Consider the following 24,209-nt stretch of genomic DNA (forward strand, 5'->3'; position numbering starts at 1 on the left):
GCCAAGTGCACTTCGTTCGTTGCACCCACTGCGCGGGAGCGTTTTCAACGTGCCCCTTGCAAAGACGTTATGCATATGAAGAAATCGATTACTAGCACATTCGCTTGTTTGACTTGTTGAAAGTCATTTAAAAAAGATCGGTTTTCACAACGTTCTAATGGCTCGTGGGAAGCAATTCAATATGATGTGGTGTGCCCCTCAGTGCAGGGGCAAAGTCTATGATGCTGGTCCAGCATTTAAAGCTCCAAAAATGAGTGATCTAAAAGAATGGAAAAACTAACACCACTATTTGAAAGTGGTTATCAGTTTGCTTCAAGACGAGCCTAAATGTTTGGATGCAATAAAAGTAAGTGATTCCTCACATTGGCATAGCCAAGATATTGATGGAGAATATGGCTCTTTGTTGCAGGCTTTTAGGAAAGAACAAGGTAGCAATTGTTGCTTTATTGAGAAGTTTTTTGTCAGATTTTCTAGTGAAATAGGGGCAGTACGAGGAAGCTGAATCCGTTTTGGTTAAGTGTTTTATCGAACATGCGATGGTAAATGGATGAAGAGTTTTTTAAAGCTAGGTTAAGTTACCTGACAAAGTATGAGGTATTTTATAGAGACTATTTAAATTCAATATTCTCTAATGCGTCAGAAGGAAAAAAGAATTCAGTTGAAGGAATAAAAGAGTTAATAGAAAAAGACGGCAGTTAACCATGCCAGACACAATCCCTTCGCTCGGACGCGATCGTGCTCGCGGCGTCAGTTTAAAAGGAAAGGCTATGAATCATAAACCTATATATTTAATCTTTGCCATTTTAATATCAACAATGGGATCGTTTATAGCAATAAATGTGCTATCAAATTATTCAGGATTTATTCGATATTTAGGCTTCACTAATGGAGGTGCTGGAACACAGTCAAGTTGGTGTTTAGCCTTAATTGTAGTGGTCCTGTATTGCTATAGTGCTTCAGGAATTTCTGATGTTAAAAGGTATATGTTTAAGGCAGATTTATTGAAGTTTGTTGCTGTTATTGCAGCAGTCTGCGCCGGCATAGTCGAAGAAATTGTCTTCCGAAAATGGGTAATGGATTACGCTGAATCCGAAGGTTTTTCTGTCTTTTTTCAAATATTTTTTTCTGGGTTAGCTTTTGGTCTATTACATTTAATGTGGGGACTAAAAAATATCAAAGCTGGAATTAATGCAGCATTGTCAACATTCATATTGGGGTTAACATTAGGGATTGTATATTGGGTAGGAGACAGAAGTTTAGCACCATGTATCGTTGCCCATTTTTTTATAACGGCCTTAATTGAACCGGGCTTATTAATATCTGCAAATAGAGATAAGTTGGGGTATTGGTCGGAAAGAAATTAACAAGCTGTTCAAGCTTGAAAAATGACAGTTGACTGGTTCTGCTTCACGTTTTAGCTAACTATAATTTACCAATTAATAGGGCGTTCTTCATGAAAACTGGATTATCGGCGTCAGGGAAAAATCATCTTTAAGTCATAAGGGCGTCAGCTTTTTTGGTTCTGGTTTGATTAAACTCGCCACTCGTTTAATCGTATTTAAATATCAACTAACTATGATGCCTATCTCTATCCCAGTTGTCTTGTTGCTTTCGGTTTTAACAATGAATATCAAAAGTTACGCTCAAGATGAATTATCAGTCTTGGAAGGACCCTACCTTGGGCAAAAGCCTCCGGGCAATACTCCTGAGGCTTTCGCTCCTGGCTTTGTTACTACAGAACATTACGAACTTACGGGTGTTTTCACCCCTGATATGAACGAGTTTTATCTCATAAGGGATGGTGGAAAATATGAAAAACCTTCACTTGTTGTTTTCAAAAACGAGAATAACCGGTGGCACGAATCGGTTGTATCTCCGAGAATTGGAACACCTTTTATCTCGCCTGATGGAAAAACCATGCATTTAGGTAAAAGGTATAGGGAGCGGACCGATACAGGCTGGTCAGAGAAGAAAAGTTTAGGCTCTCCTTTTAAGGACCTGCCGATAATGCGCCTTACGGCTTCTTCTAAGAAAACGTATTTTTTTGATGAGTTTAAACGAGATTTTACCGGTTCCATTCGTTATTCTAGGTTGGTGGAAGGGAAGTATGAGGCGCCGAAGTTGCTTAGCAAAAAGATCAACGGCGGAAAAAGTTTTCATCCCTTCATTGCGCCAGATGAGTCTTATTTAATCTTTGATGGTAAAAGAGAAGGCGGATATGGAGGCTCTGATCTTTACATCAGTTATCGACAAAAAAATGGTTCTTGGAGTGACCCCATTAATTTGGGTAACAAAATAAACACCGAAGCCTGGGAAGCCGTTGCCAGCGTGACTCCGGATGGCAAATATCTTTTCTTCAATAGGAATATGGGCAGCGATCAGTACGAAAACGTAGACATATTTTGGGTGGATGCAACGTTTATTGAAACACTTAGGCCAAAAATTAGTGTCCATAACAAAGCGCCGTAAGCATCGCCAAGTTAATGCGCTGGACTCTCAAAAAGTTGCTGGCTGCTTCGGCTGGTATTAAACATACATAACCATGAAAATGCTATTTCCATACAGTTTATTGAACGACGAATACTCAGCGTTAGTTATTAGGTGAATTCATGAAGATATTATTAGTTTTTATCGTTTTAATTGCTGCGTCTAGCTTCTATTTTTCCCCTTCTATTAGCAACAAAATTAGTGCGTTCTCGAATGGGAAAAATGTGGAAGAGAAATGCACAACCAGTGCTGGTAAAGTTTACTATGGTGACATACCTGAAGGGGTTGTTTGTCAAACAATGGAAAACGTCGATACATCAATCACTGTAGTTAAAAGCCTTTCTCAAAATGTGACTGAATCGCCAACCAAAAATGGGAATAACAAATGTGATGGACGCAGGTATTGCTCGCAAATGACATCTTGTTCTGAGGCGAAGTATTATTTGAAACATTGCCCTAATACCTCAATGGATGGTAATAATGATGGGATCCCGTGCGAAAAACAATGGTGTAAGTTTTAGTCTGCATGACAAATGACAATGCATTATCGGCGCGAAAGCTCAAACTTCAGTGACGCTGTCAGCGATGTCGCTTCAAGGTTTCGCCCTTTGCTCGCATTTGGGCTTCAACACCTTGTCTCTAAATAAGGTGTTTGAAGTAATAGCCACTTAGCCGAGTCTAAATGGTTTCGAAGTTAAAATAGAAAGTTATCAGCACATTAATTAAAGGGGTCAGAGCCACTGCTGTCCCACTTAATAATTTTCATACGAGCAAACTCATTTGAGGGCTTCGTCGGACCGGTGGCGGCGGATTAAACAACTCTATCAAGCTTCGTTTAGCGAATAAATTTGTTTGAATGAGCCGCACCATTTGTTGAAGGCTCTGTTTGAATTTTGACTGGAATTTAATAAAAGCCAGAATCAAGTAGGTACACATCGCCATCATGATTTGAGTCATAACGGCGTTGTCTTTATTTCCGAGGAACGATTTTATCTTCAGGTTTTGTTTGACCCATTTAAAGAATAGTTCGACCTGCCAGCGCTGCTTATATATCTGGGAAATTGTGTTTGCCGACCACTCAAAGTGATTCGTGATAAAGACATAGTGTTTGTCGCTTTCTTCATCATAAAATCCAATTCGTCGAACTGGGTTTAAATTTTTATCCCGAGATATCTTGGCGGTGTATTCTATGGTCTGGTCGCTCGTAATTCCGCGTGAGTGATTCACTTTGCGTCGCTCCAATACTCGATACTTAGCATTACTTCTTATTCGGGTTACCCAAAATATCCCTTTTTCAGTCAATTGGTTATGCCATGAGTAATCGGCATATCCCTTATCAAAAACAACAACACTGTCTTTTGGGAAACTCATCAGCTTTGCCTGCATTTGATCACCTACCTTACCAGCCGTTACCGCCGCAAAGGCTGGAATTAGTCCGTCGTGATCAAGACCAACATGTAATTTATACGCCGCTTTCTTTCGGTTGTAGTCGCGATGAGGAAATACCTTTAACGACACATTAATCAGTGACGCATCTAAAGAAAAAAGCTTTTTCTTAAATCGAAAGTAGTGCCTTGGAGAATACGACTGGCATCGTGAATAAAGCTTACTGAACAGTGCTTGATAGAAGCCCGCCGAAAGTTGTTTGTTGGTCCGAGCAAGAGTTGTGCGTTTCACCGAACCCGTTCCTAAATGGTATCGCAAGTTCGATTGTCGCTCTAAAGTTAACTCAACATCACGCAAACTCGACCGCCCGGTTAGCTGAGCCGATGCCATGTCTACAAACTGGGTCCAGCGACTCATCGCATCACGCCGACGCACTCCATCATGTTTCATCGACAGTGACGAAAATTCATGTCTCGGAACCAATTTTAGAATTTGTGAAAAGACGGTGTTATGATGACCCATGGCTTAAATCCTCTTGTTCTACAACGTTTGTTCGCACTTACATTGTATAACGAGATTGGATTTAAGCCTTTTTTATTGTGTCGTAAGTGGGACAGCAGTGGGTCAGAGCCGAATTAGACGTATGAAGGAAGAACATAGGTATCAGAGAAAGGAGTGGGTTATCCGCAAGCAGTTAGCCGGAGACTCACTGCAGCGCTAGGGTACCTAATTTGGGGTTTGCCTTCATTGTTCCAACAACTAAGGGTGATTTGGTGTTATAAACCGAGTCACTTCTCAGTTTTAGGCAATTCCTTCTGCGTAGATGGAGGGCATTGCATTAATGAGGGCCTAGCCGAGCGTGACCAGGGATGACCTAACGCGTGCATTAGGTGGCACTTTTAATAATACTAATCCCCAAACCTTTAAATAACCCTAATAACTTAAATATCACCAATACCCTAACTATGATTCTAAACAAACCCTTACCGCTTTTGCTTCTTTCTGCTTTGAGCTTTTGTTCGCTGGCAGCCGACGTTGACTTTTCGTTTCCCTCGCAAAGTAACTATGCACTTATTGATTCTATCGAAGTGAATATGAGCGATGTTATTGAAGATAATATATGTGATCTGGATTGGGACGGCGGCAATGGCAAGAGTTGTCAACTCTCAACAACCATTGAAAGCTATTTTGACGAGGCAATTACTGTTGAACCAGATGACGTTTTGGTTGTTAGAGCTGTCGTTGCGATCACCCACCAGCCCGACGAAGGTTCGCCGGAATTTTCTTCCGTGGCGAGAGCCCTTTCATATTTGACCTGCGATGGGGTTAGAATTTCTGCCTATCGCAGTAAATCGATTAAGCGGCAGGGTGGAAATCATCACGGTGCTATGGTTGCCAGTGGTTTTTGCCACTATAACAAAACCACTAATGGCCAAGTAAATATCGAATTAAAAGTAAGGTCTGATCTCGACAATGGTCTGATAGATTTTGCTAACCAGACAAAAATGTACGTTGATCGTTTTGGAAAAGTGGACCCTGTAAGCTCACCGCTTGATGCTTATTATATGGCTACAACTAAGCTAAAGGCTTCACCGCCCAGTAGTTTGGCTGTTATCAACGGTGCGGAGACCCGAGGTGAGAATAACCTGACTGTGCATAATATTGATAAAACCAGACCTGCACTCAACAATGGAATATTGACATTTCAAGACCCGGTTCATCATTTCGTTTTTCCATTGCCGGAAAACAAAATACGCAATTCAGCCACATTTTATGAATGGCAGAGCCTACCTCTGTCTGGCTTGGAGAGTGACTCATGGGTGTTTTTAAATGCGCAGGCGTCGGCAGAGCGACCCAACACCGGTGTGCCCCTATTTGGTTTGCAGTTGGTTCAGGTTAAACAGTCGTCCAACAGTTTAACAAGGTCTGTACTTGCTACAGCTACCGAGAACCCAACACCCTCAGAGTTATACCGCCTATCACAAAATGTCTATGGCGCGCTTAAAACCACCAACACGACCAGTAGCGTTGACATAAAGACGCGCATATACAGTTTGGAGACGGCGCCTAATAAGCCCTCGCTAGACGCCAGGGCTTCACAAGCTAGGTTAGAAGGGCTTGTGTTTGAAAAAGGACTGCGCGCAGAAAGCATGTTCTTGAAGAAAATTTATATCGAATACCCGCCCGCTGATGTTTTGGTTGATGAGCATCAGAAAGTGTTTAACATCGGTCGAGATCGACAAGGTCAAGGTTTACCTGTCGTGTTTTCTGAAGATAAAGGGTTACTAAGAATAAAATCCCACGCCAGTCTGGAATACACTGGCGCGGATGTTCGCTCCTGCTATTCGCGAATAAAAGTGTTCAAAGACGACGCGCTAGGTGGTGAGTATTTTAGGGAGTTCTCAGTGCCTGCTGGGCGGTATTTGAAAGCCCCATATAAGTACCATAATCTGACGTCAGAACTTATCTATCAAGTTACCGAAGCGGGAACCTATCGAGTGGAACCATTTGTTTACTGTAGTCGAAGAGATATCAATGATTCAGACGTCGTAATAGAAAATTCTGGGACTTGGACGCTAGTGGAAAAGTATGAACAATAAGGTCTAATAGGTTTTCTAAGCCCGTGTGGTAATGCCAATACCACGCACTTGCAATGAAAATAGAGTAATGATGGGTGTCTACCCGCTTTTCTTGTTGTCGAGAAGTGTCGTTTAGAAAACAGTTCGGCGTAGATTGAAAGTTAGCTGTCCCAGTGTCTGGACAGCTAACTGGACAGCTAACTGGACAGCTAACTGGACAGCTAACTGGACAGGTTCCTGGACAGGTTCCTGGACACCCATCGCAAAGTATTTTCTTCAAAGCTGGACGCTCGCGGGTAGGGCGTTTAGACGAAAGAAATAACAGACACCCATTTTGAAAGAATCTCCGGTGGCTTATTTCGTACGCTTTTCACGCCAGTGAGTTCTAGAGAGGAAGGGTTCAGTGGGGTGTTTTTATAAATGGCTGTGGCGAGCCACTTTACTGTGATGCGTTTTCTCACTTTGTCGATCATGCGATTAGTCTAGTTTAGGTCGTTTTTCTCATATTCTTGCCCAACCATTTTTTTGCTAAACCGATAAAACATCGCCGTTCGGATAGCCATTCGGATCGCCGTTCGGAGAGCCGCTTTATTGGTTGGTTTCGCTGATTGGGTTTGGGGGCTTGATAGCAATTAGAGTTATTTTTTCCGACTGAAATTATTAGCAGCCGGATAGCTATTCAAAAAAAAAGTGTCGTAGTGCGAAAGTACAATATAATTTTGTCTCCGATTGTTCGGGTGCCGGTAGGCCTGTTTACTTTTCTGATGACTTTATGAGACGACCTTATGCAAATAACTAAGTTTAGCGATATCGCTCTGAGAGTTATGATGGCAGTGGCTCATGACGCTGATCGCCTGTTTGGCATCACGGAGTTATCTACCAGGTTTAGAGTTTCGAAGAATCACATGACTAAAGTGATTCAAAGCCTGATCGGGGAGGGGTATCTGAAATCTGTCCGTGGTCGACACGGGGGAATACAGATCGCTAAGTCGCCATCGAGCATTACGCTTGGTGATATCGTCAGGTGTACCGAGACTACGACTCGAATAATTAACTGCAAAACCGCCGACTGTCCGCTGTACCCTGAGTGTAACCTGCAAGGCATCTTAAACGACGCTAACGATGCTTTTTACGCCGCCTTAGACCAGCATGTGTTAGCCAATGTCGCGAAACAGAACTCAGAGTTAGACCGAGTCCTTAACAGATCTGATTAACCCTTTTCGAGTGACGTGTCTTTGTAGAGCTCAAATAGCTCTCTTTCTTCTAAATGAAACCGGTGGTTCAAGGTAATTGATATTTCGTGATAGGCCGCATCAAAGTCGTCGAGCTTTTTGGCATCAAATTCTTGGGATTCATACGCAGTACAAAAGTGACTGATGTGTGATGCAACATCATTCATGTCCTGTTTAAATGCGTTGGTAATGGCTTCCGATGATGAGTTTCCATCGAAGTTTTGCTCCAGGTACTTATAGAGCTCCAAGTTTTCGATGATCAGATGCTCTTGGAACTTTGACTTGAATTCGGATAAATGAGTATCAAGCAATGGGTTGAAACCGATGTCAACTCGGACGGAGGCTATCTGCTTAAACAGATTGATGATGGTGAGGTGCTCGTCTTCGAAGTCTTGGATGAGTTTTCCATTGTATGGCACGGTGTGTTCTTTACACGTTTTAGAACGTCTAAATTTAAGTTTGTCGCTTACGAATTTAAACATGTGAAGCCTTAGTTATTTTTTCATAAGCCGTTTCGACTCTGCTGGTTATTGTCGTGTAACCAACTAATAAAAGCGCTTTAATTACTTCGGATCCTATAAATACGATATGTGGGTAGCTTGAGTAGTCAGCGTTTCCGTTGAACAAGCTCTCGGAGTTGATTTTTACTAACGGGCTGATGACCGTCTGCTGGAGTAAAAATAATGTGATCAAGGTACCCAAGTAGAGTCTTTTAATTCGGCTTAGATTTTGGGTTATTAATATCAGGACGATTGTGGCGGCTATGCTGCCTTCAACGTATAGAAAAACATGGAAGGTCGCGCGGCCGACTTTAATCGCCGTAATTAAATCCAGTTCGGGAACGATAAATTTCGCGGGCGTGGCAATGAACGACACGCCAATGACTAAGCCAAACCAAACTAGCAAAATAGCAGGGAGTAGTTGCGCGGCTTGAAACCGCTGAGAAGCGTTAGTCATCACTAAATCGAGAATATATACATGCATAAAATATACATGTATTATTGTGTCATATCAATATGGTTACGGAGTCTTGATAGTCATGGTCAAGCGGGCGTAATCTGGATTGCTCATTGGCTCTATCACGGTGATGTGATGGCTTGCCAAGTGTCATACCAAGTTTAGGTTTAACTCAATGGTGAAAAATGTGAAACGGGTTAACAATAAGGGTGATATTGCCCCGCTGAAGAGCGGAAACACGCAGCGTGATTCTGAGAGAGACGATAAACATAAGCCCACACTTTCTTGTGATCAATTTGACGTACTTTGTATGCCAACTAACGTGACTCATTACCTGAGCACTAAGACCTTTAATCAAACTTCGGTGCCAAAAGGTCTGTTAGCTGCACATAGCACTAAAGCCGCTACGTGGGGCAAAATTATTGTTAAGTCCGGCGAGCTTGATTATGTGATAGATGAACTGGATAACGAGAAATTTCGATTGCAGCCGGGTATTGATGGGATCATTGCACCTGAAATGGTGCATCACCTAGAAATAGTCGGACCGGTAGAATTTTACGTAGCATTCTACGCAAAAGGTAAATAGAGGCCCTTGTGACAAACCCCAATAATGAAGAAGGCCGATTCGGCTATCACGACAACTCTTACATTGCCGCGGGCAGTTTTGATGGGATAGCGAAATTGGTGGATGATTTTTATGATCACATGGAGCGCCATGATTTTTCGAAGAAAATTTTTAAGATGCACCCCAAAGACATTAAGGAATCGCGGCGAAAATTGACGTATTTTTTGTCAGGCTGGTTAGGTGGGCCAAAGTTATATTCTAAAAACTACGGAGGTATCTCCATACCAGGCGTACATCAACACTTGGCGATTGGCCCTGAAGAAAGAGACGCTTGGCTCGAATGCATGCGACTGGCCATTGATGATCAGCCATACACACCGGAGTTTTCAGTGTATTTATTGACTCAGTTAAGTGTGCCAGCTAATCGGGTAGAGGTGGTGTGTCAAAGAAGAACGCTACGTTAGAAACCTCCTCTGGCTATATCGAATTTACTTACATTAACAGCAGCGGTTGGCGCTATTGTATTGCTGTCCCCGAAGAGAATCGAACATCTAACTTAATGGAAGTGGTTAGAGATTTTGGGTATGAAGATTGGGGAGAGTGCAGAGGTAAGGCTTGGTGTCGCAGTTGCCATGTAACTATTGACGAGTTAAACAGCCTTAATGATGCGCTGCCGTTGAGCCTTGATGAGCAGGATGCCTTATCGAAAGTCTATGATCGTGCTGTAAATAGTCGACTGGCTTGTCAGATAGACATTATCGAAGAACTCAATAACAGGGTAGTGACGTTTAAAGGCGATGATTAGCTTACTCGAACAAGGATCTGGTTTTTGTGCTTGCTTGCCGATTAATGTTGACCTTAAGCGGAGGAATGCGGTCTTATTGTGCTGGCGGGCTTCGGTTGAGGGTTTTGGATTAGAACATGTACTCTAAATCGCTCTATTTTCATGGTTTTATGAAACGCATTGATGTACTCTGCGCCGAATTCCACGGTGGGCATAGAAATCGTTCTAAGAGCTCACATTAATTTAAGTGAGTATTCGGAACACAGAATGATATTTAAAGATCTAGGTCTAACCGACCCCATTTTAGAAGCTATAGAGTCGTTGGGTTACACTGAACCTTCTCCTATTCAAGCCAAAGCCATTCCTTCTGTTATCGAAGGAAAAGACGTTATGGCGGCGGCCCAGACTGGTACCGGTAAGACCGCCGGTTTTACGCTGCCAATTTTGCATAATCTGGCGACAACGCCAAGGCCTAAGCATGCTGGCAACCAAGCCAGAGTGTTGATTTTAACGCCCACTCGAGAGCTTGCGGCTCAGATAGCTCAAAACGTAAAGGAATATAGCCAAAACTTAAGAATTAAGAGTGCCGTTGTATTTGGTGGGGTCAGTATAAACCCGCAAATGCAGAAACTAAGAGGCGGTGTGGATATCTTGATCGCCACACCTGGGCGATTACTGGATCTGCATAATCAAAGAGCTGTCCAGTTTGATAAGCTGGAAGTTTTAGTGCTCGATGAGGCAGATCGAATGCTCGATATGGGCTTTATTCACGACATTAAGCGAATCATTAAGCTGTTGCCGAAAAAACGCCAAACTCTATTATTCTCTGCTACGTTTTCTAACGATATTAGAGAATTAGCTCGCACCATTGTTCATAAACCCATTGAGGTGTCAGTCACACCACCCAATAGTACGGTCGATGCAGTAAAGCAATGTCTGATTGCAGTGGAAAAAAGCGATAAAACGAAGGTGTTGACTCGCTTGATACAGGAAAACGATTGGTTCCAAGTATTGGTTTTTTCACGTACAAAACACGGCGCAAACCGTTTGGCAAAACAACTTGATGCGCGTGATATTCACTCTATGGCTATCCACGGCAATAAGAGCCAAGGCGCGCGCACGAAAGCGCTTGCCGAGTTTAAGGCGGGTAAGGTTAGAGTGTTGGTGGCGACAGACATCGCTGCCAGAGGCATTGATATTGAACAGTTACCTCATGTTGTAAATTTCGATTTACCCAATGTGGCTGAGGATTACGTTCATAGAATCGGGCGAACTGGGCGTGCTGGCGCAACCGGAGAAGCTGTGTCGTTAGTGAGCCACGATGAATATAAACAACTGATCGATATTGAACGGTTTATTAAGAAAGTCATTCCTCGAACAGTGCTTGAAGGTTATGACCCACAGAACGCATTGCCAGAATCGAAAGGCGATTTTAGAGATAGAAAGCCCAAGAAGGCGAAAAAACCATCGAGTAATCAGAACTCTAATGGTGGCAGACGGCGTGGTCGAGATGGTGCGTCAGGAGATGAGTCTGGAAGCCGAAGCAGAAGCCGAAGCGGAAGCCGAAACTCAAGCGAAAGCCGCGACTCAAGGGGTAATGGCAAAGCGAATTCAGGTGACCGGCCAGACAGCAATAACAAAGGCCCAAACTCTAGGTCAAATCAGCGGAAAAAAACGCAAAGTCGCCATGCTTCTGCACAGTCAAAAGGGGCTAATTCTGGCGGCAAGAAAGACGGTGAGTTAGATCGTAATAGTGCGCGGCCCAGTAAAAAGCGCTCGGAATCAAACTCATCGAACAGCACTGCGGCTGATCAACCAGCAAACAGAAGTGCTAAAACCCCCTTTTCCGGGAACCGGGCTAAGAAAAAGTACGGACCTAAGCGAAAGAGTGAGCCGAGTATTGGTTAAAACTGCCAGAGCCTCTCTTTGTATACGTTGGGCCTACGGCGATAATTTGTTTCTTGCTGAAAATATCAAAGAGGGCGTTTCGGGCGTCGGAGTAAATACCCAGTTTAAATCCTAATTCATGAAAAGTTTCATCGAGTATTTTAAACGGCTGTCTGCGATTAATCGCAGTATTGTTAGCGCCTGTATAGGGTTTGTGTTTTATGGTGGTTGGGCCGTCATGGTTAACCTCATGCATGGGAAAGAATCGGCCGTCAAGGCGGGTCTAGTACAAGGTGTTTATAGTTTTATTCTTACCTTTTTTATGACCTTGCTTCTTGAATCTACGTATAGGCGTGCCCAGAACCTGTTTTCTAGCAATAACGCGGCCATAGGCCTAACGGTTCTTATTTCGTGCTCTATTGTTTTTTCTGGGTCTTGGTGGGTCAATTATTTGGCGGGAACCCCAGAAATATTCAACACTGTTATATTAGGGTACATCTTTGGTGGATTGTACGCGTCCATCTATACCATAGGTATTGCTCAAAAAATGCAGTGAGTATAGGAGAGAATCTTGTCTGTCGCATTTCTGATTTTATTGGTGTACGTTGTATCAGTGCTTCAAATGCACTACCGAGGGAGTGTTCGGTTCCCCGCGTTTAGGCAACTTTTGACCCACACTAATTATTTGGCACCGTATAACTTACTCATGGACGCGTTTTCTGCGCTGCCTAACAAACCCATACTCGATTGCGACGATATTGATGAATTAGCCATCCTAAGAGAGAACTGGGAAATCATTCGCGATGAAGCCGTATCACTCTACGACATTGGAAGTATTAAACGCTCTGACAAGCTTGACGATGCGGGGTTTAATTCATTCTTTAAATTTGGGTGGACACGTTTTTATTTGAAGTGGTACGGCGATGTATTGCCTTCTGCTTGTCGAGACTGTCCTAACACCGTCGCGTTGTTGTCTAAAACGCCTAATATCAAGGCGGCGATGTTTGCGATGTTACCCGCTGGGGGCCTTCTGACGCCACACAGAGATCCTTTTGCGGGGTCCTTGAGGTACCACTTAGGATTGTTGACCCCTAACAGTGACGAATGCTTTATTTTGGTGGACGGGCAAAAGTACTCTTGGCGTGATGGGGATGATGTTTTGTTCGACGAGACGTTTATTCATGAGGCTCACAATAAGACCGAGCGCGATCGAATAATTCTGTTTTGCGATGTCCGTAGGCCAATGCGAATCGAACTCATAAATCGCCTTAATGCCTTTATGGCCGGGACCGTCGCAAGAGCCTCAGCTACTGGTAACGAAGAGGGCGAAGAGATAGGCTTTTTGAATAAATTGTTTGGCAAACTCTATTCCGTTCGAACAATTTCTCGGCGTTTTAAAAAGTGGAATATTGTTGCCTACATCATGGTCAAGTATTCTCTTTATATTGGGTTGCTCTATTTAATATTTTTTTAGCTTCGACATAAGATTGTGTTTTTCTGAGTGGGCTAAAGTGAATCTTTGATGGACCCATCTCATTAGCGTCGTTAGTATGCTAATTTACCTTTAACGCTAATCTAATTTTGAGGAGTCGCCGTGTTGCGTAAACCCCTATTAATATTTGCAGTGTGCTCTGTACTCAGTGCCTGTGTGTCTACGACCAGCAGTGGTAATAAGACCGATGGTGTTGGCTTGACAGACGCTGAAAATGCATCATACGTTCCCTTTCAATCAACTTATAAAATTCCTGATTCGCCAGCCTATGTAGTACGCGGAGCAACCATATTGACTGGCACTGGCGCTCAGCTTGATGATGCTTCGTTGATATTCAGTGACGGTAAGATACAAGCGATCGGAAGTGATTTGGATCTACCTGAAAGCGCCGTTGTTATCGATGGCAGCGGAATGTGGGTTACTCCGGGCATCATCGATGTGCATTCTCATATGGGAGTGTACCCAAACCCAGCGATCAGTTCCCATTCTGACGGCAACGAGATTGTTGGGCCAGCAACGGCTAAGGTTTGGGCAGAGCATTCTGTTTGGCCTCAAGATCCTAATTTTGAAAAAGCGTTGGCTGGCGGTGTCACCACAGCACAGATTTTGCCGGGTTCCGCGAACTTGTTTGGGGGCCGAGGCGTAACTCTTAAAAATGTACCGTCAATAACGATGATGGGCATGAAGTTTCCTGATGCGCCACACGCTCTAAAAATAGCCTGTGGCGAGAACCCAAAACGGGTCTACGGCGAAAAAGGAGGTCCATACACGCGCATGGGCAATGTGGCAGGGTACCGAGAAGCTTGGATTGCCGCTAAGGAATACGATAAGAAGTGGACGGCCTATGAAGACAAAGTAAATAAGGGCGATGAGAGTGCTGAAGCTCCTGGAAGAAACCTTGAAATGGAAACATTACGGGGCGTGTTAAATGGTGAAATTAAGATTCATAATCATTGTTATCGCGCCGACGAAATGGCAAACATGATTGAGCTGTCAAAAGAGTTTGGGTACGAAATTGCGGCTTTCCATCATGCCGTTGAGGCGTACAAAGTCGCTCCACTGCTTGCTGAAAATGGTATTTGTGGTGTTGTGTGGGCTGATTGGTGGGGCTTTAAGCAGGAAGCATTTGATATTGTTAGAGAAAATGCCGCTCTTTTGGAAATGGCGGGGGCGTGTGCAATTATTCATTCTGATGATGAAATACAGATTCAGCGCCTGACACAAGAGGTGGCCAAAGTACTCAGTGCCGCCAATGACATGGGGTTGGAGATGACCAGAGGCCAAGTCATTCGATGGGTCACCTATAATTCTGCTAAGTCGATAGGCTTGGAAGACAAAATAGGAAGCTTAGAGGTTGGAAAAAATGCTGATGTGGTTTTGTGGTCTTCGGACCCATTCAGTGTTTACAGTAAAGCAGAGAAGGTTTGGATCGATGGCGCGCTACGATTTGATCGTAGTAATAAAACCGTCAGACCAACCAGTGATTTTAATCTTGGCATAATTACCCCTGAAGGAGATCGACCATGAACAGAGTTAAAACTAGATCAATACTAGCGATGGCGCTGCTCGGGTTATTTTTCTCAAACACCGCCGCAGTCGCCGAGTCGATATTAATAAAAAATGCTCGCATCGTGAGTACCCAAGGTATTTCTGAAACGTCGACCGATATTTTGATTGACGGCGAAACCATTGCCAAAATCGGTATTGACCTTATCAGCGATGAAGACACTCGCATCATTGACGCGAAAGACAAGCCCGTAAGTGCAGGCTTTTTTAATGCCGATACGCAAATTGGTGTGCGCGAAGTAAGCTCGGTGAAGTCTACTGTGGATGCCTCTGCAGATAACAGTAAAATCACTGCTTCATTGCGAATAGTTGATTCCTTTAACCCGAGTTCGGTGGTTATTCCCTATAACCGCTCAATGGGACTGACGCATTCTTTAATTCAGCCTTCGAATGGCGCAGGCCTGTTTGCGGGCATTGCTTCTGTTGTGAACTTAGGCATGAATAATTCGGTTAACGTCAAGGAAGCAGCCATGGTAGTCTCGCTTGGCGAGTCGGGTAGTGCAATGGCCGGAGGGTCGAGATCCGCGGCTATGGCAATGCTCAGAGAAGCGATAGAAGATACCCGGGACTACGCTAAAAATAAGTCTAATTACAATGCTGGTAATCGCCGCGATTACGCGTTATCTAGGCACGATTTGGAAGCGCTGATTCCGGTTGTTCAACGCCGACTGCCTCTTTTAGTTAATGTTGAACGAGCGGTGGATATTGAGCGGGTATTGGCGTTTGCTAAGGAGTATCGCTTGAGCTTGATTTTAAAGGGCGTGAGTGAAGGTTGGCGAATCGCTGATAAAATAGCCGATGCTAAAGTTCCGGTGATTTTCGATCCGATTAATAATTTGCCAAGTTCTTATGAAACCTTAGGCACACGGTTAGACAACGCAAAAATTCTGTCGGACGCAGGGGTGACTATCATGTTTACCGGGATGGGCTGGCAAAACACCCATAACGCGTATTTAGTGCGTCAGTCTGCTGGTAATGCCGTGTCTAATGGTTTGCCCTATGGCGCCGCCATAGCGGCTATTACCACCAATCCTGCAAAGATCTTTGGTTTGCCAAATTACGGTGCAATAGAAGAGGGCAAGGAGGCCAGCCTTGTGGTGTGGTCTGGGGATCCTCTTGAAGTGATGTCTAATCCGCGTCACGTTTTAGTAAATGGGCAGGAATATGGGCTTGAAAGCCGATCTACAAGATTAAGAGATCGCTATTTTAATAAGCTCAAAAAATAATCTGTTTTTAATGTGATTAAAAAAGGCGAACCAAAATTTGGTTCGCCTTTTTGATTTTAAGGTGAGCCTCAATACTGATGGCTCGTCCAATCATTAACCTGGCTAAAAGTTGAAAGTAACCTCTGCGCCGTAAATACGACCCTTAGCCAGTGGCGAAAAGGTACCACCTAGAGGTATCGGTCCAAGTAGAGACGGCAATTGCGTGTCTCCGCCATGCTTTACTTCGTCTGTTAAGTTTTTGCCGTAGAGCCCGAAGTCCCAACGGCCGTTTTCTGAGCGAAAATCAATGCCGAAATCCAAAATTCCTTGCTCGTTAATAAAGCCTAGGTTGTTGTCGGTATACGCAGATTCATCACGAAAAGCGTAGGACAGACGAGACGTTGCTGTTCCCCATGCACCGATGGCTGTGTCAAGCGTGAGCCCGACGGCATAGGTAAGGTTTGCGGCTCTAGGAAGGTCTAGGTTTAGGTCCGCGCCGTTAACGGCGCCATCGCCGTTCAGGTCGAATCTAACGCTGTCGTACTCTGGGTCGATATAGCCCATTGACGCATTGAGCAGCAAATTGTCACTGAGTGGCATTAGAACATCAACTTCTATCCCAGTAATGGTGGCATCTGCGGTATTTCGTATAACTTGAACGACGCCTGAGATCGGGTCGGCCAAGTTAATTTCTCTCTGCATGTCATCTATTTGATTGTAGAAAACAGCCGCGGTCAAACGACCGCCATTTGCAAAAGTGGTTTTGTACCCTAATTCTAGATTTTCAACGGTTTCTTCATCAAACGGGCCTGGTCCAAAATTGACGGTATCAATCGCCGTGTTTCTCAAGTTGTACCCACCAGATCTAAATCCACGAGTCCAATGTCCATAGACCAAGGACGTGTCGCCCATATCGTGAGTGAAGCCAATTTTCGGCGACAGGTTGCTCCAGCTTTCTTCATCTTGGAAGTCGAATGGGCAGTTCCCAGCAACCACGCTGCATGGCGCGTTTAAGTTACGTATGAGCGATGCAATATTTGCGCTCTTCTCTTCATCGGTGTAACGAAGGCCAAAGTTCAACGTCGTTCTATCACTCATGCTGTAATCAAGGGTCGCAAAAACGCCGAGTGTTTTAACGTCGTATTCGCCGCCGCCATCTTGGGTCAAGCCGAATATTCCTGGTGGTGCAACGAGACCCAGTAATCGTCTATTTTCGTTGTATTTAAGTTCGTTTTTAAAGTAGTAGACGCCGGTGGTTAATTGCAGTTTGTCGCTAATTTCTCCGCTGTAACGCAGTTCATTGCTGATTTGTTCTGCATCTAATGCCGTCAATGAATTGAATAAATCAAGAGGCGTGGCGTCGACATCTAGGCTGCCGGTTTGTTCCAAATCTCGGTATCCAAATACATTTGTGATTGTTCCGTTTCCAACCTCGATCTCAGTCGTGGTTCGAAAGAAATCGGACTTAGTCGTGAGAAACCCGTCGTTATCGATTGAGAAATCCAAACTATCACGATCAAAGTTGGCGACACCGTTCGAGGTTTCACTGCCACTTACGTGGTTCTGAGAGGCTGGTCCGTCGCCTTCTGAGTCAAAGTAATCGTAAATCGCTGTGACGCTCACCGAATCGCTCGGTGTCCAAACAATCATGGGCCTTACTGATACGGTGTCTTGTTTTCCGAATGCTTCGCCAGAGAACTGGTTTAGAAAGTAGCCGTCATCCTGATTACTGTAGAAGGAGATCTTTGCCGCTAACGTATCGCTAATTGGGCCTCCGAATGAGCCCATTAGGTATTGGTTTGTGTCTTCACCACCGCCTTCGATAGACGCCTTTATCTTTCCCTCAAATTCTTCACCGGGAGCCTTGCTGTTGAGAAGTACGGCGCCACCAGTCACATTTCGCCCAAACAGGGTCCCTTGTGGACCTCTTAAAACTTCAATACTGTCTAGGTCAAATACATCAAATACCACGCCGGCATTTGTGCCTAGGTATACTCCATCAATAAATGTTCCTACCGTTGGGTCGATGCTTGGAATCGAACTGTTGATTCCTAACCCACGAATGGAAAAGTTTGCTACGCCTCTTGTCGTGCCAATATCATCGAAAGCGACGTTTGGTAATCCTACTGATAAGCTCTGAATGTCTCGTACCTTCAAAATCTCGAGTTGATCAGAGTTAAACGCCGAAACCGCAATCGGAACATCCATAATCGATTCTTCTCGTTTGCGAGCGGTTACGACCACCTCTTCAAGTAACAGTGATGTTGCACTTTGGGATTCTTCTTGGGCGTAGGTAAATGAGCTTGCCGAACTCAGTATGCCCGCGACCACTAAGGTCGTGATTTTGGCTTTGGGGTTAAACCTCTTCAAATCTCTCATGTTTGCTCCTTTGGTTAAAATGCCGTTTTGATTATGATTTTCGGCGAACGATTGATCTAAGTCACTATGTTCAATACGAAGACTAAGTCGTTATCGTTCAATACGAACCCTAAGTGCTTTGCTTAGGGTGTTTAATTTATACTTTACTACAGTCTATCATCACAAGTGTATTACGAAATATTGAACATACTGTGAACAGACTGTGAAAAGACCTCAAGCTTTTGGGCAGTGCGATCGAGGTCTGATTAATCCTCTGTTGACGATTAGCTTTCTAATTCATAGCAAGGGGTGTATTCACCTGATAGTTTCATTCGTTTTTGTTTTACGAAGCTCTCTAACGTCGCATCAAGCTCGGCCATAATTTCAGTATCGCCCTTCAGTTTAAATGGACCATGTTCTTTTATTGCCTTAATTCCTTGCGGTTTGACATTACCAGCAACGATACCAGAGAAAGCTCGACGCAGGTCTGCCGCAAGCTCGGCGGCTGGACGACCTTTACTTAAATCAAGCGCGGCCATGTTTTCATGGGTTGGGTCGAACGCATATTGAAAATTCGTATCAATTTTCAGTGACCAGTTATAGAAGAATGCGTCATCAAGTTTTCGGCGGTTTTTGTACACTTTACGCATCGCTTTGTTCATCACCTTTGCAACTTTGATTGGATCATCAACAATAATTTTATAAAGTGATTGTGCTTCGGGGCCGAGTGTCTTCCCGATAAATCGATCCATATCTTCAAAGTATTGCTTACTGTTTTCAGGGCCAGTAAAGATTAATGGTAAGCGAATGTCCTTGTTTTCCTCATTGAGCAATACACCTAGGATGTACAAGATTTCTTCTGCGGTACCAGCCCCACCCGGGAACACAATTATTCCATGGCCCAGTCGGACAAATGCCTCTAAGCGTTTCTCTATGTCAGGCATAATGATGAGCTGATTTACCACAGCATTGGGGGCCTCAGAGGCAATGATTCCTGGTTCTGTTATGCCAATGAATCGAGAATTCTCAACACGTTGTTTGGCGTGTCCGATTGCTGCGCCTTTCATTGGACCCTTCATGGCTCCAATACCGCAACCAGTGCAGATGTCTAGGCCGCGTAAGCCTAAGCGGTAGCCCACTTCTTTTGTGTAGTCGTATTCATATTCGCTGATTGAGTGTCCGCCCCAACAAACCACAAGATTGGGTTGCCTACGCGGTTGCAGTGCATGGGCGTTACGCAAGGTTTTAAACACAATGTCCGTGATGGATTCGCCCTGTTGAGTCCATAGCTCATACTGATTCTGGATAAAAACGATATCGCGTAGGACCGCAAAAAGATGATTGCGTATACCCGCGATCATCTTACCGTCCACAAATGCGTTTTCGGGCGCATTGGTAAGCTGAAGTTTTACACCTCTTGGCGATGAAAGTACTTCCACGTCAAAGTCTTCATGGGCCGCAAGCAGTTCGTGACCATCATCACTGTTCGCTCCGGTACTTAAAACGGCGAGTGCGCAATCTCTGAATAGTTGATGATATTGATTGCCGCTGCTGGTCTGAAGCGCTTCTATTTCGCTTTTTGACAGTAGGTCTAGGGGTCCTTTCGGGCTGATAATGATGTTTGCCATGTGGCTGAGTCCTCAAAATGTGCTGGCGCTTTTCCTGCGCGCATAAAAAAGGCCATCACTGTGATGGCCTTTCAGTAACGTTTTTACAATCTTAACGTTCGCTTGCCGCTTTCTCAACCAGAAGGTCGACAGTTTTAAATAAGCCGTCGACGCCACCGGTCATGCCTTGGCTGGTTTGGTACTTTCCGTCAACCACTATGGTTGGTACGCCTGTGGCGCCTGATTGTCTGGAAATCTTAATTGCAGCTCGAACTTTGCTATCAACCTCGAATGAATTAAAAGCCGAGTTGATTTGATCTTCTGTTTTGTCAAACTTTGCTAAGAACTCAGTCAGTGCTCCCAAGTTGTTAATCTGCTTACGTTTAATATGAATGCTGTGAAAGAAGGCATCGTAAGCTTCTTCTGGAACATTAAGAGCCTTCATTGTGTAAAACGCCTTGCCATGGAACTCCCAACGTTTGCTGAAAATGGCTGGTATCTTCACAAACTCAACGTTGTCAGGTTTGTTTGCGTTCCATTTTTTTACCGTGGGCTCTAATGCGAAACAATGACCACAACCGAACCAAAATAACTCAGCGACTTCAATTTTATCGCCAGAACTGACGTTGAATTGTGTGGCTACTGGTTTGTAGGTGGATTCATCAAGGGGTTGAGCATTGCTGTGAGAAACAGCAAAAGCCAATGTGAGTGCGGCTAGAAGACCGGACGACAATTTTAAAGTTATAGAGCGTAGTGACATGTGTTTCTCTCAGTTAAATTCAATCTAGACAGAATGTAGTGGTTTACAGTGTGGTTATCAATACTCACGAGAGTATCAATATTTGAAATAATTATAAAAGCGTTAAGATGAACGTTAGCTTAATTTATCTATTAACTTGCGATAAAGGCCTTCGAAACCGCCGTTGCTCATTATAAGAACATTGCATTGATCATCGGCATTCTTGAGTTGCTTAATTAGGATGCTCAACAGTTCCTCAACGTTTCCAAAAGTTTGTGTCGTTGAGCTTTCGAGTGCGTTAACGTCCCATTTTACTTGTTCGCTTGCATAAATTAGAGATAGATCGGCATCTGCTAATGAGTCTTTCAGCAAATGTTTATGCACGCCTTGCTTCATGGTGTTTGAACGTGGTTCTAGTACGGAGATTAAGGTTTGATTTCCTATGCTCCGTCGCAGTCCACTTACTGTGTGCGCAATGGCCGTGGGGTGGTGAGCAAAGTCATCGAAAACACGAACGGTTTTACCAAACACGTTGCCTTCGAAAATTTTCTCCATGCGTCGTTTTACCGATTGGAAAGTACTTAGCGCTCTTACGGCATCCTTAACTTGGACGCCAACGTGGTGTGATGCGGCGATCGCCGCGAGTGCATTTTGCATATTGTGGTCGCCAATCAAGTTCCAAGAAGCTAAGTGCTCTTGATCGTCATGACTGATAACAAATTCACTGGCGTCGTCTTTCACCTTTCTAACTGCCCAATCTGAATCAACTAAGCCAAAACTCTTTCTCTCACTCCAGCACCCTTGCTCTAAGACGGTGTTTATTGATTCCGATGTCGCGTTGTGAACTATTTGTCCGTGGCTTGGAATCGTTTTAACTAGGTGATGAAACTGAGCCTCGATGGCATCGATGTCTCTAAATATGTCGGCGTGATCAAACTCTAGATTATTTAAAATCAGGGTTTTTGATTTATAGTGGATGAACTTTGATCGTTTGTCGGAAAACGCGGTGTCGTACTCATCGGCTTCGATGACAAAAAACGGCGTTTCTCCCAGCCGAGCTGATTCGCCAAAATTTTCCGGCACGCCGCCGATCAAAAATCCAGGTGCTAAATCATTTTCCTGCAGAATCCAGGCGACTAAACTGCTGGTTGTGGTTTTACCATGAGTACCCGCAACGCCAATTACCCATCGGTCTCTTAAGACGTTTTCGCCTAGCCATTGGGCGCCAGACGTGAAAGGAATGTTTCCATCCAGAACAGCTTCAAGCTCTGGGTTTCCTCGCCCGATAGTGTTGCCTACTATGACCATGTCGACGTCATCTGGAATGTTATCCTTTCGATATCCTTCAAATAGCGCCACACCCAATGACTCCAATTGAGTACTCATCGGCGGATAGGTGTTTGCATCTGATCCACTGACGACAAATTTCATGTCTTTTGCCAGACGTGCCAATCCACCCATGAAGGTGCCACAAATGCCGATAATATGAATTTTCATTGGGAAAGAGTGTTTTGAACTTCTGTCGTCGTTGATGGTGTTTGAGTTGCTTGTATTGGAAAGACGGTCGTTGCGATTAAATAGGACATCATCGATATCCCGAGTAATGAGAAAGCCGCGCGCAGTGCACTGTAACCCAACGATTGAGTCAGAACACGGACAGAGCAAAATATCTTCAAAAAGGCCAGCGCTAGAATGAGTATTCCTGCGCCGGGCAGCGGTGCAACTATCACGTTCGCCAATGTCAAAATTACTGAGGTCCCGAAAAAAGCAATTGCCGCCTGTATGAATCTGGCTTGTTTTTCTTGAGCCGCAAAAAAGGAATAGAATAGACCAACGTATAGGATTGAATAGCTGAGAGCGGCCGAATACGGAAATCGGTTTATTGTTACCTCGCCGACTTGAATTCCCGCGTTATTAATAAAGTTGGCGGCCATGAGTAAAAGCAACGAATCAACAGCAATGACGGTGACAGCCATTGGTGGGCTGAATTGAATGTCTTTCACCTCTCGTTTGAGTAGGATGAACTGTACAAGCTGGCTAATAATGTTCATGAGAATTCGTTTTGGGCAGGCTTACTGCAAATTTCGCTAAGAATAAACTGTCGCGCATGTTAGCATCAGACGTTATATATAAGAAACATCATTACCAAAATCTGATCAAAAGAGATAAATGAACCATCTCATCGAGGAGCAGGCCCAGCTTACGGAGTTAGAGCCACTATTGCAGTCGCTGTGTGACCAAGGAGGTGTGGTTGCAGTCGACACTGAGTTTCTGCGCGAAAAAACCTACAACGCCAAGTTATGTTTAGTGCAGTTAGGAATTGGCGAGCATCAATATTGTATTGATGTTTTAAAAATCCACAATACGTCAATATTGGTAGAGCTATTTCGAGCGGAAAATGTGTTAAAGCTATTTCATGCCGCTCGACAAGATCTTGAAGTAATTCTGCAGACATTAGAGGTTTTGCCCAAGCCAATTTTTGATACCCAGCTAGCCGCCGCATTTTGTGGGGCGGACATGCAAATTGGTTACGGTGGTTTGGTGCAAGAAGTCACAGGAATTGAATTACCTAAAACTCAATCTAGAACCGATTGGACTCGCAGACCATTGAGTGATGAGCAGGTGAAGTATGCAGGGGAAGACGTTGCTCATTTGGAAGAGCTTTACAACGACGGTTTAGAAAATTTAAAGCAACAAAATAAGTTGGATTGGTATAACGCTGAACTTGAAACCTATTACGATGAGTCGTTGTATATCATTGATCCAGAGACAGCCTATAAACGTATGTCTGGCGGAATGCTTAGAATAAAACAGCAGTATTTATTAAAGGCATTGTCTAATTGGCGAGAATCAGCGGCACAAGAGCGAGACATTCCAAGAACCTGGGTGATCCGTGATGACAAACTGTATGATTTGGTGCAAGCAAACGTTAAGTCTGAGCAAGAAATTATTGAATTGGGTGTGTTTGGCCGACGTTCAGCGACGTATTTAGCCCCTCAAGCAATGGATGTTATACGAAAGACCAAGACTGGCGACAGTGTGGTCTGGCGTAAAGTTGAGCCACTGACCAAGTCTCAGAAGTCGTTATGCAGTAGTATGATGCGCGAACTCTCGGCGCTTTCTACCCAACATGGCGTAGCCCAAGCATTGCTCGGAACTCGCAAGGACATCGAGTCATTGTATCGAAACCGCCAATCTAAAAAGTTGCTTAAGGGCTGGCGAGAGACGGTCGTAGGGAAGCCATTGCTCGACTTCGTTAGATCAGAAGAAGGCTCAGGGCAGTAAAAAGGGTTTTATCTGCCTGTTTCGGTTCGTCTCTCCACGGGTCTTTTAGTAAAAAGAGAGATCCGATTTGTCATGTTTAT

Annotated in this window: 22 protein-coding genes; 14 read left to right on the top strand and 8 right to left on the bottom strand. The window is 44.2% G+C overall.

What is annotated here, in order from left to right:
• The first annotated feature begins 701 nt into the window (after positions 1 to 701).
• The 3 genes from ABWW54_RS09885 to ABWW54_RS09895 all read left to right on the top strand — a co-directional run bounded on the left by ABWW54_RS09885 (position 702) and on the right by ABWW54_RS09895 (position 3,008).
• Positions 702 to 1,364, top strand: coding sequence for a CPBP family intramembrane glutamic endopeptidase (locus ABWW54_RS09885; RefSeq protein ID WP_353412088.1), 663 nt, complete (start codon positions 702 to 704; stop codon positions 1,362 to 1,364).
• Between the two features lie 163 nt (positions 1,365 to 1,527).
• Positions 1,528 to 2,469 (top strand): TolB-like translocation protein, encoded by a 942-nt coding sequence (locus tag ABWW54_RS09890; RefSeq protein ID WP_353412089.1) that lies wholly within the window; start codon positions 1,528 to 1,530, stop codon positions 2,467 to 2,469.
• Between the two features lie 140 nt (positions 2,470 to 2,609).
• The gene (locus tag ABWW54_RS09895) at positions 2,610 to 3,008 is read left to right on the top strand and encodes an excalibur calcium-binding domain-containing protein (RefSeq protein WP_353412090.1); all 399 of its coding nucleotides are present in this window, start codon (positions 2,610 to 2,612) and stop codon (positions 3,006 to 3,008) included.
• A 241-nt stretch (positions 3,009 to 3,249) separates the two neighbouring features.
• On the opposite strand, the gene ABWW54_RS09900 is transcribed toward ABWW54_RS09895, so the two are convergent.
• The gene (locus ABWW54_RS09900; RefSeq protein ID WP_353412091.1) at positions 3,250 to 4,395 is read right to left on the bottom strand and encodes an IS4 family transposase; all 1,146 of its coding nucleotides are present in this window, start codon (positions 4,393 to 4,395) and stop codon (positions 3,250 to 3,252) included.
• A 443-nt stretch (positions 4,396 to 4,838) separates the two neighbouring features.
• On the opposite strand from ABWW54_RS09900, the gene ABWW54_RS09905 reads away from it, so the two are divergent.
• Together ABWW54_RS09905 and ABWW54_RS09910 are read left to right on the top strand one after the other, a co-directional pair.
• The gene (locus tag ABWW54_RS09905; RefSeq protein ID WP_353412092.1) at positions 4,839 to 6,473 is read left to right on the top strand and encodes a hypothetical protein; all 1,635 of its coding nucleotides are present in this window, start codon (positions 4,839 to 4,841) and stop codon (positions 6,471 to 6,473) included.
• 764 nt (positions 6,474 to 7,237) lie between these two features.
• Positions 7,238 to 7,666, top strand: coding sequence for an Rrf2 family transcriptional regulator (locus ABWW54_RS09910; RefSeq protein ID WP_353412093.1), 429 nt, complete (start codon positions 7,238 to 7,240; stop codon positions 7,664 to 7,666).
• Here ABWW54_RS09910 and ABWW54_RS09915 read toward each other — a convergent pair.
• Both ABWW54_RS09915 and ABWW54_RS09920 read right to left on the bottom strand, forming a co-directional pair.
• Positions 7,663 to 8,166, bottom strand: a complete 504-nt coding sequence (locus tag ABWW54_RS09915) for a hemerythrin domain-containing protein (RefSeq protein WP_353412094.1) — start codon at positions 8,164 to 8,166, stop codon at positions 7,663 to 7,665. The two genes, ABWW54_RS09910 and ABWW54_RS09915, sit on opposite strands and share 4 nt — an antisense overlap.
• Entirely contained in the window at positions 8,159 to 8,668 is a 510-nt protein-coding gene (locus ABWW54_RS09920) for a hypothetical protein (protein WP_353412095.1), read from the bottom strand. The genes ABWW54_RS09915 and ABWW54_RS09920 overlap by 8 nt, the downstream gene beginning before the upstream one ends.
• 148 nt (positions 8,669 to 8,816) lie before the next feature.
• Between ABWW54_RS09920 and ABWW54_RS09925 the strand changes: the two genes are divergently transcribed.
• From ABWW54_RS09925 to ABWW54_RS09960, 8 genes are all read left to right on the top strand, one after another.
• Positions 8,817 to 9,227, top strand: coding sequence for a TehB family protein (locus ABWW54_RS09925; protein WP_353412096.1), 411 nt, complete (start codon positions 8,817 to 8,819; stop codon positions 9,225 to 9,227).
• Between the two features lie 8 nt (positions 9,228 to 9,235).
• Positions 9,236 to 9,670 (top strand): group II truncated hemoglobin, encoded by a 435-nt coding sequence (locus ABWW54_RS09930; RefSeq protein WP_353412097.1) that lies wholly within the window; start codon positions 9,236 to 9,238, stop codon positions 9,668 to 9,670.
• Complete coding sequence (locus ABWW54_RS09935) at positions 9,646 to 10,011, top strand: 2Fe-2S iron-sulfur cluster-binding protein (protein ID WP_353412098.1); 366 nt, start codon at positions 9,646 to 9,648, stop codon at positions 10,009 to 10,011. The genes ABWW54_RS09930 and ABWW54_RS09935 overlap by 25 nt, the downstream gene beginning before the upstream one ends.
• Positions 10,012 to 10,257: 246 nt before the next feature.
• A complete protein-coding gene (locus ABWW54_RS09940; protein ID WP_353412099.1) occupies positions 10,258 to 11,898 on the top strand; it encodes a DEAD/DEAH box helicase in 1,641 nt (546 codons plus the stop codon).
• Positions 11,899 to 12,016: 118 nt separating this feature from the next.
• On the top strand, positions 12,017 to 12,433 hold the full coding sequence (locus tag ABWW54_RS09945; RefSeq protein ID WP_353412100.1) for a hypothetical protein: 417 nt from the start codon (positions 12,017 to 12,019) through the stop codon (positions 12,431 to 12,433).
• A 66-nt stretch (positions 12,434 to 12,499) separates the two neighbouring features.
• On the top strand, positions 12,500 to 13,351 hold the full coding sequence (locus ABWW54_RS09950; RefSeq protein ID WP_353412392.1) for an aspartyl/asparaginyl beta-hydroxylase domain-containing protein: 852 nt from the start codon (positions 12,500 to 12,502) through the stop codon (positions 13,349 to 13,351).
• Positions 13,352 to 13,471: 120 nt separating this feature from the next.
• Positions 13,472 to 14,896 (top strand): amidohydrolase, encoded by a 1,425-nt coding sequence (locus ABWW54_RS09955; RefSeq protein WP_353412101.1) that lies wholly within the window; start codon positions 13,472 to 13,474, stop codon positions 14,894 to 14,896.
• The gene (locus ABWW54_RS09960) at positions 14,893 to 16,161 is read left to right on the top strand and encodes an amidohydrolase family protein (RefSeq protein ID WP_353412102.1); all 1,269 of its coding nucleotides are present in this window, start codon (positions 14,893 to 14,895) and stop codon (positions 16,159 to 16,161) included. The genes ABWW54_RS09955 and ABWW54_RS09960 overlap by 4 nt, the downstream gene beginning before the upstream one ends.
• Before the next feature lie 102 nt (positions 16,162 to 16,263).
• On the opposite strand, the gene ABWW54_RS09965 is transcribed toward ABWW54_RS09960, so the two are convergent.
• The 5 genes from ABWW54_RS09965 to ABWW54_RS09985 all read right to left on the bottom strand — a co-directional run bounded on the left by ABWW54_RS09965 (position 16,264) and on the right by ABWW54_RS09985 (position 22,895).
• Entirely contained in the window at positions 16,264 to 18,519 is a 2,256-nt protein-coding gene (locus ABWW54_RS09965; protein ID WP_353412103.1) for a TonB-dependent receptor, read from the bottom strand.
• Positions 18,520 to 18,782: 263 nt separating this feature from the next.
• A complete protein-coding gene (gene ppnN / locus ABWW54_RS09970) occupies positions 18,783 to 20,126 on the bottom strand; it encodes a nucleotide 5'-monophosphate nucleosidase PpnN (protein ID WP_353412104.1) in 1,344 nt (447 codons plus the stop codon).
• A 91-nt stretch (positions 20,127 to 20,217) separates the two neighbouring features.
• Positions 20,218 to 20,865, bottom strand: a complete 648-nt coding sequence (locus ABWW54_RS09975; protein WP_353412105.1) for a thiol:disulfide interchange protein DsbA/DsbL — start codon at positions 20,863 to 20,865, stop codon at positions 20,218 to 20,220.
• Positions 20,866 to 20,979: 114 nt separating this feature from the next.
• Positions 20,980 to 22,341, bottom strand: coding sequence for a UDP-N-acetylmuramate:L-alanyl-gamma-D-glutamyl-meso-diaminopimelate ligase (mpl, locus tag ABWW54_RS09980; protein WP_353412106.1), 1,362 nt, complete (start codon positions 22,339 to 22,341; stop codon positions 20,980 to 20,982).
• Positions 22,338 to 22,895, bottom strand: a complete 558-nt coding sequence (locus tag ABWW54_RS09985; protein WP_353412107.1) for a hypothetical protein — start codon at positions 22,893 to 22,895, stop codon at positions 22,338 to 22,340. The genes mpl and ABWW54_RS09985 overlap by 4 nt, the downstream gene beginning before the upstream one ends.
• 118 nt (positions 22,896 to 23,013) lie before the next feature.
• Here ABWW54_RS09985 and rnd point away from each other — a divergent pair, with 118 nt between their 5' ends.
• Positions 23,014 to 24,129, top strand: a complete 1,116-nt coding sequence (rnd, locus tag ABWW54_RS09990) for a ribonuclease D (protein WP_353412108.1) — start codon at positions 23,014 to 23,016, stop codon at positions 24,127 to 24,129.
• Positions 24,130 to 24,209: the final 80 nt, after the last annotated feature.

The sequence above is a fragment of the Arenicella sp. 4NH20-0111 genome (assembly GCF_040366405.1).
Lineage (GTDB): Bacteria > Pseudomonadota > Gammaproteobacteria > Arenicellales > Arenicellaceae > Arenicella.

Coding starts and splice junctions, on each gene's coding strand:
- ABWW54_RS09885 (WP_353412088.1), top strand. CDS start 702: ATGCCAGACACAATCCCTTCGCTCGGACGCGATCGTGCTCGCGGCGTC.
- ABWW54_RS09895 (WP_353412090.1), top strand. CDS start 2,610: ATGAAGATATTATTAGTTTTTATCGTTTTAATTGCTGCGTCTAGCTTC.
- ABWW54_RS09900 (WP_353412091.1), bottom strand. CDS start 4,395: ATGGGTCATCATAACACCGTCTTTTCACAAATTCTAAAATTGGTTCCG.
- ABWW54_RS09905 (WP_353412092.1), top strand. CDS start 4,839: ATGATTCTAAACAAACCCTTACCGCTTTTGCTTCTTTCTGCTTTGAGC.
- ABWW54_RS09910 (WP_353412093.1), top strand. CDS start 7,238: ATGCAAATAACTAAGTTTAGCGATATCGCTCTGAGAGTTATGATGGCA.
- ABWW54_RS09915 (WP_353412094.1), bottom strand. CDS start 8,166: ATGTTTAAATTCGTAAGCGACAAACTTAAATTTAGACGTTCTAAAACG.
- ABWW54_RS09920 (WP_353412095.1), bottom strand. CDS start 8,668: ATGCATGTATATATTCTCGATTTAGTGATGACTAACGCTTCTCAGCGG.
- ABWW54_RS09925 (WP_353412096.1), top strand. CDS start 8,817: ATGGTGAAAAATGTGAAACGGGTTAACAATAAGGGTGATATTGCCCCG.
- ABWW54_RS09940 (WP_353412099.1), top strand. CDS start 10,258: ATGATATTTAAAGATCTAGGTCTAACCGACCCCATTTTAGAAGCTATA.
- ABWW54_RS09945 (WP_353412100.1), top strand. CDS start 12,017: ATGAAAAGTTTCATCGAGTATTTTAAACGGCTGTCTGCGATTAATCGC.
- ABWW54_RS09950 (WP_353412392.1), top strand. CDS start 12,500: ATGCACTACCGAGGGAGTGTTCGGTTCCCCGCGTTTAGGCAACTTTTG.
- ABWW54_RS09960 (WP_353412102.1), top strand. CDS start 14,893: ATGAACAGAGTTAAAACTAGATCAATACTAGCGATGGCGCTGCTCGGG.
- ABWW54_RS09965 (WP_353412103.1), bottom strand. CDS start 18,519: ATGAGAGATTTGAAGAGGTTTAACCCCAAAGCCAAAATCACGACCTTA.
- ppnN (WP_353412104.1), bottom strand. CDS start 20,126: ATGGCAAACATCATTATCAGCCCGAAAGGACCCCTAGACCTACTGTCA.
- ABWW54_RS09975 (WP_353412105.1), bottom strand. CDS start 20,865: ATGTCACTACGCTCTATAACTTTAAAATTGTCGTCCGGTCTTCTAGCC.
- mpl (WP_353412106.1), bottom strand. CDS start 22,341: ATGAAAATTCATATTATCGGCATTTGTGGCACCTTCATGGGTGGATTG.
- ABWW54_RS09985 (WP_353412107.1), bottom strand. CDS start 22,895: ATGAACATTATTAGCCAGCTTGTACAGTTCATCCTACTCAAACGAGAG.
- rnd (WP_353412108.1), top strand. CDS start 23,014: ATGAACCATCTCATCGAGGAGCAGGCCCAGCTTACGGAGTTAGAGCCA.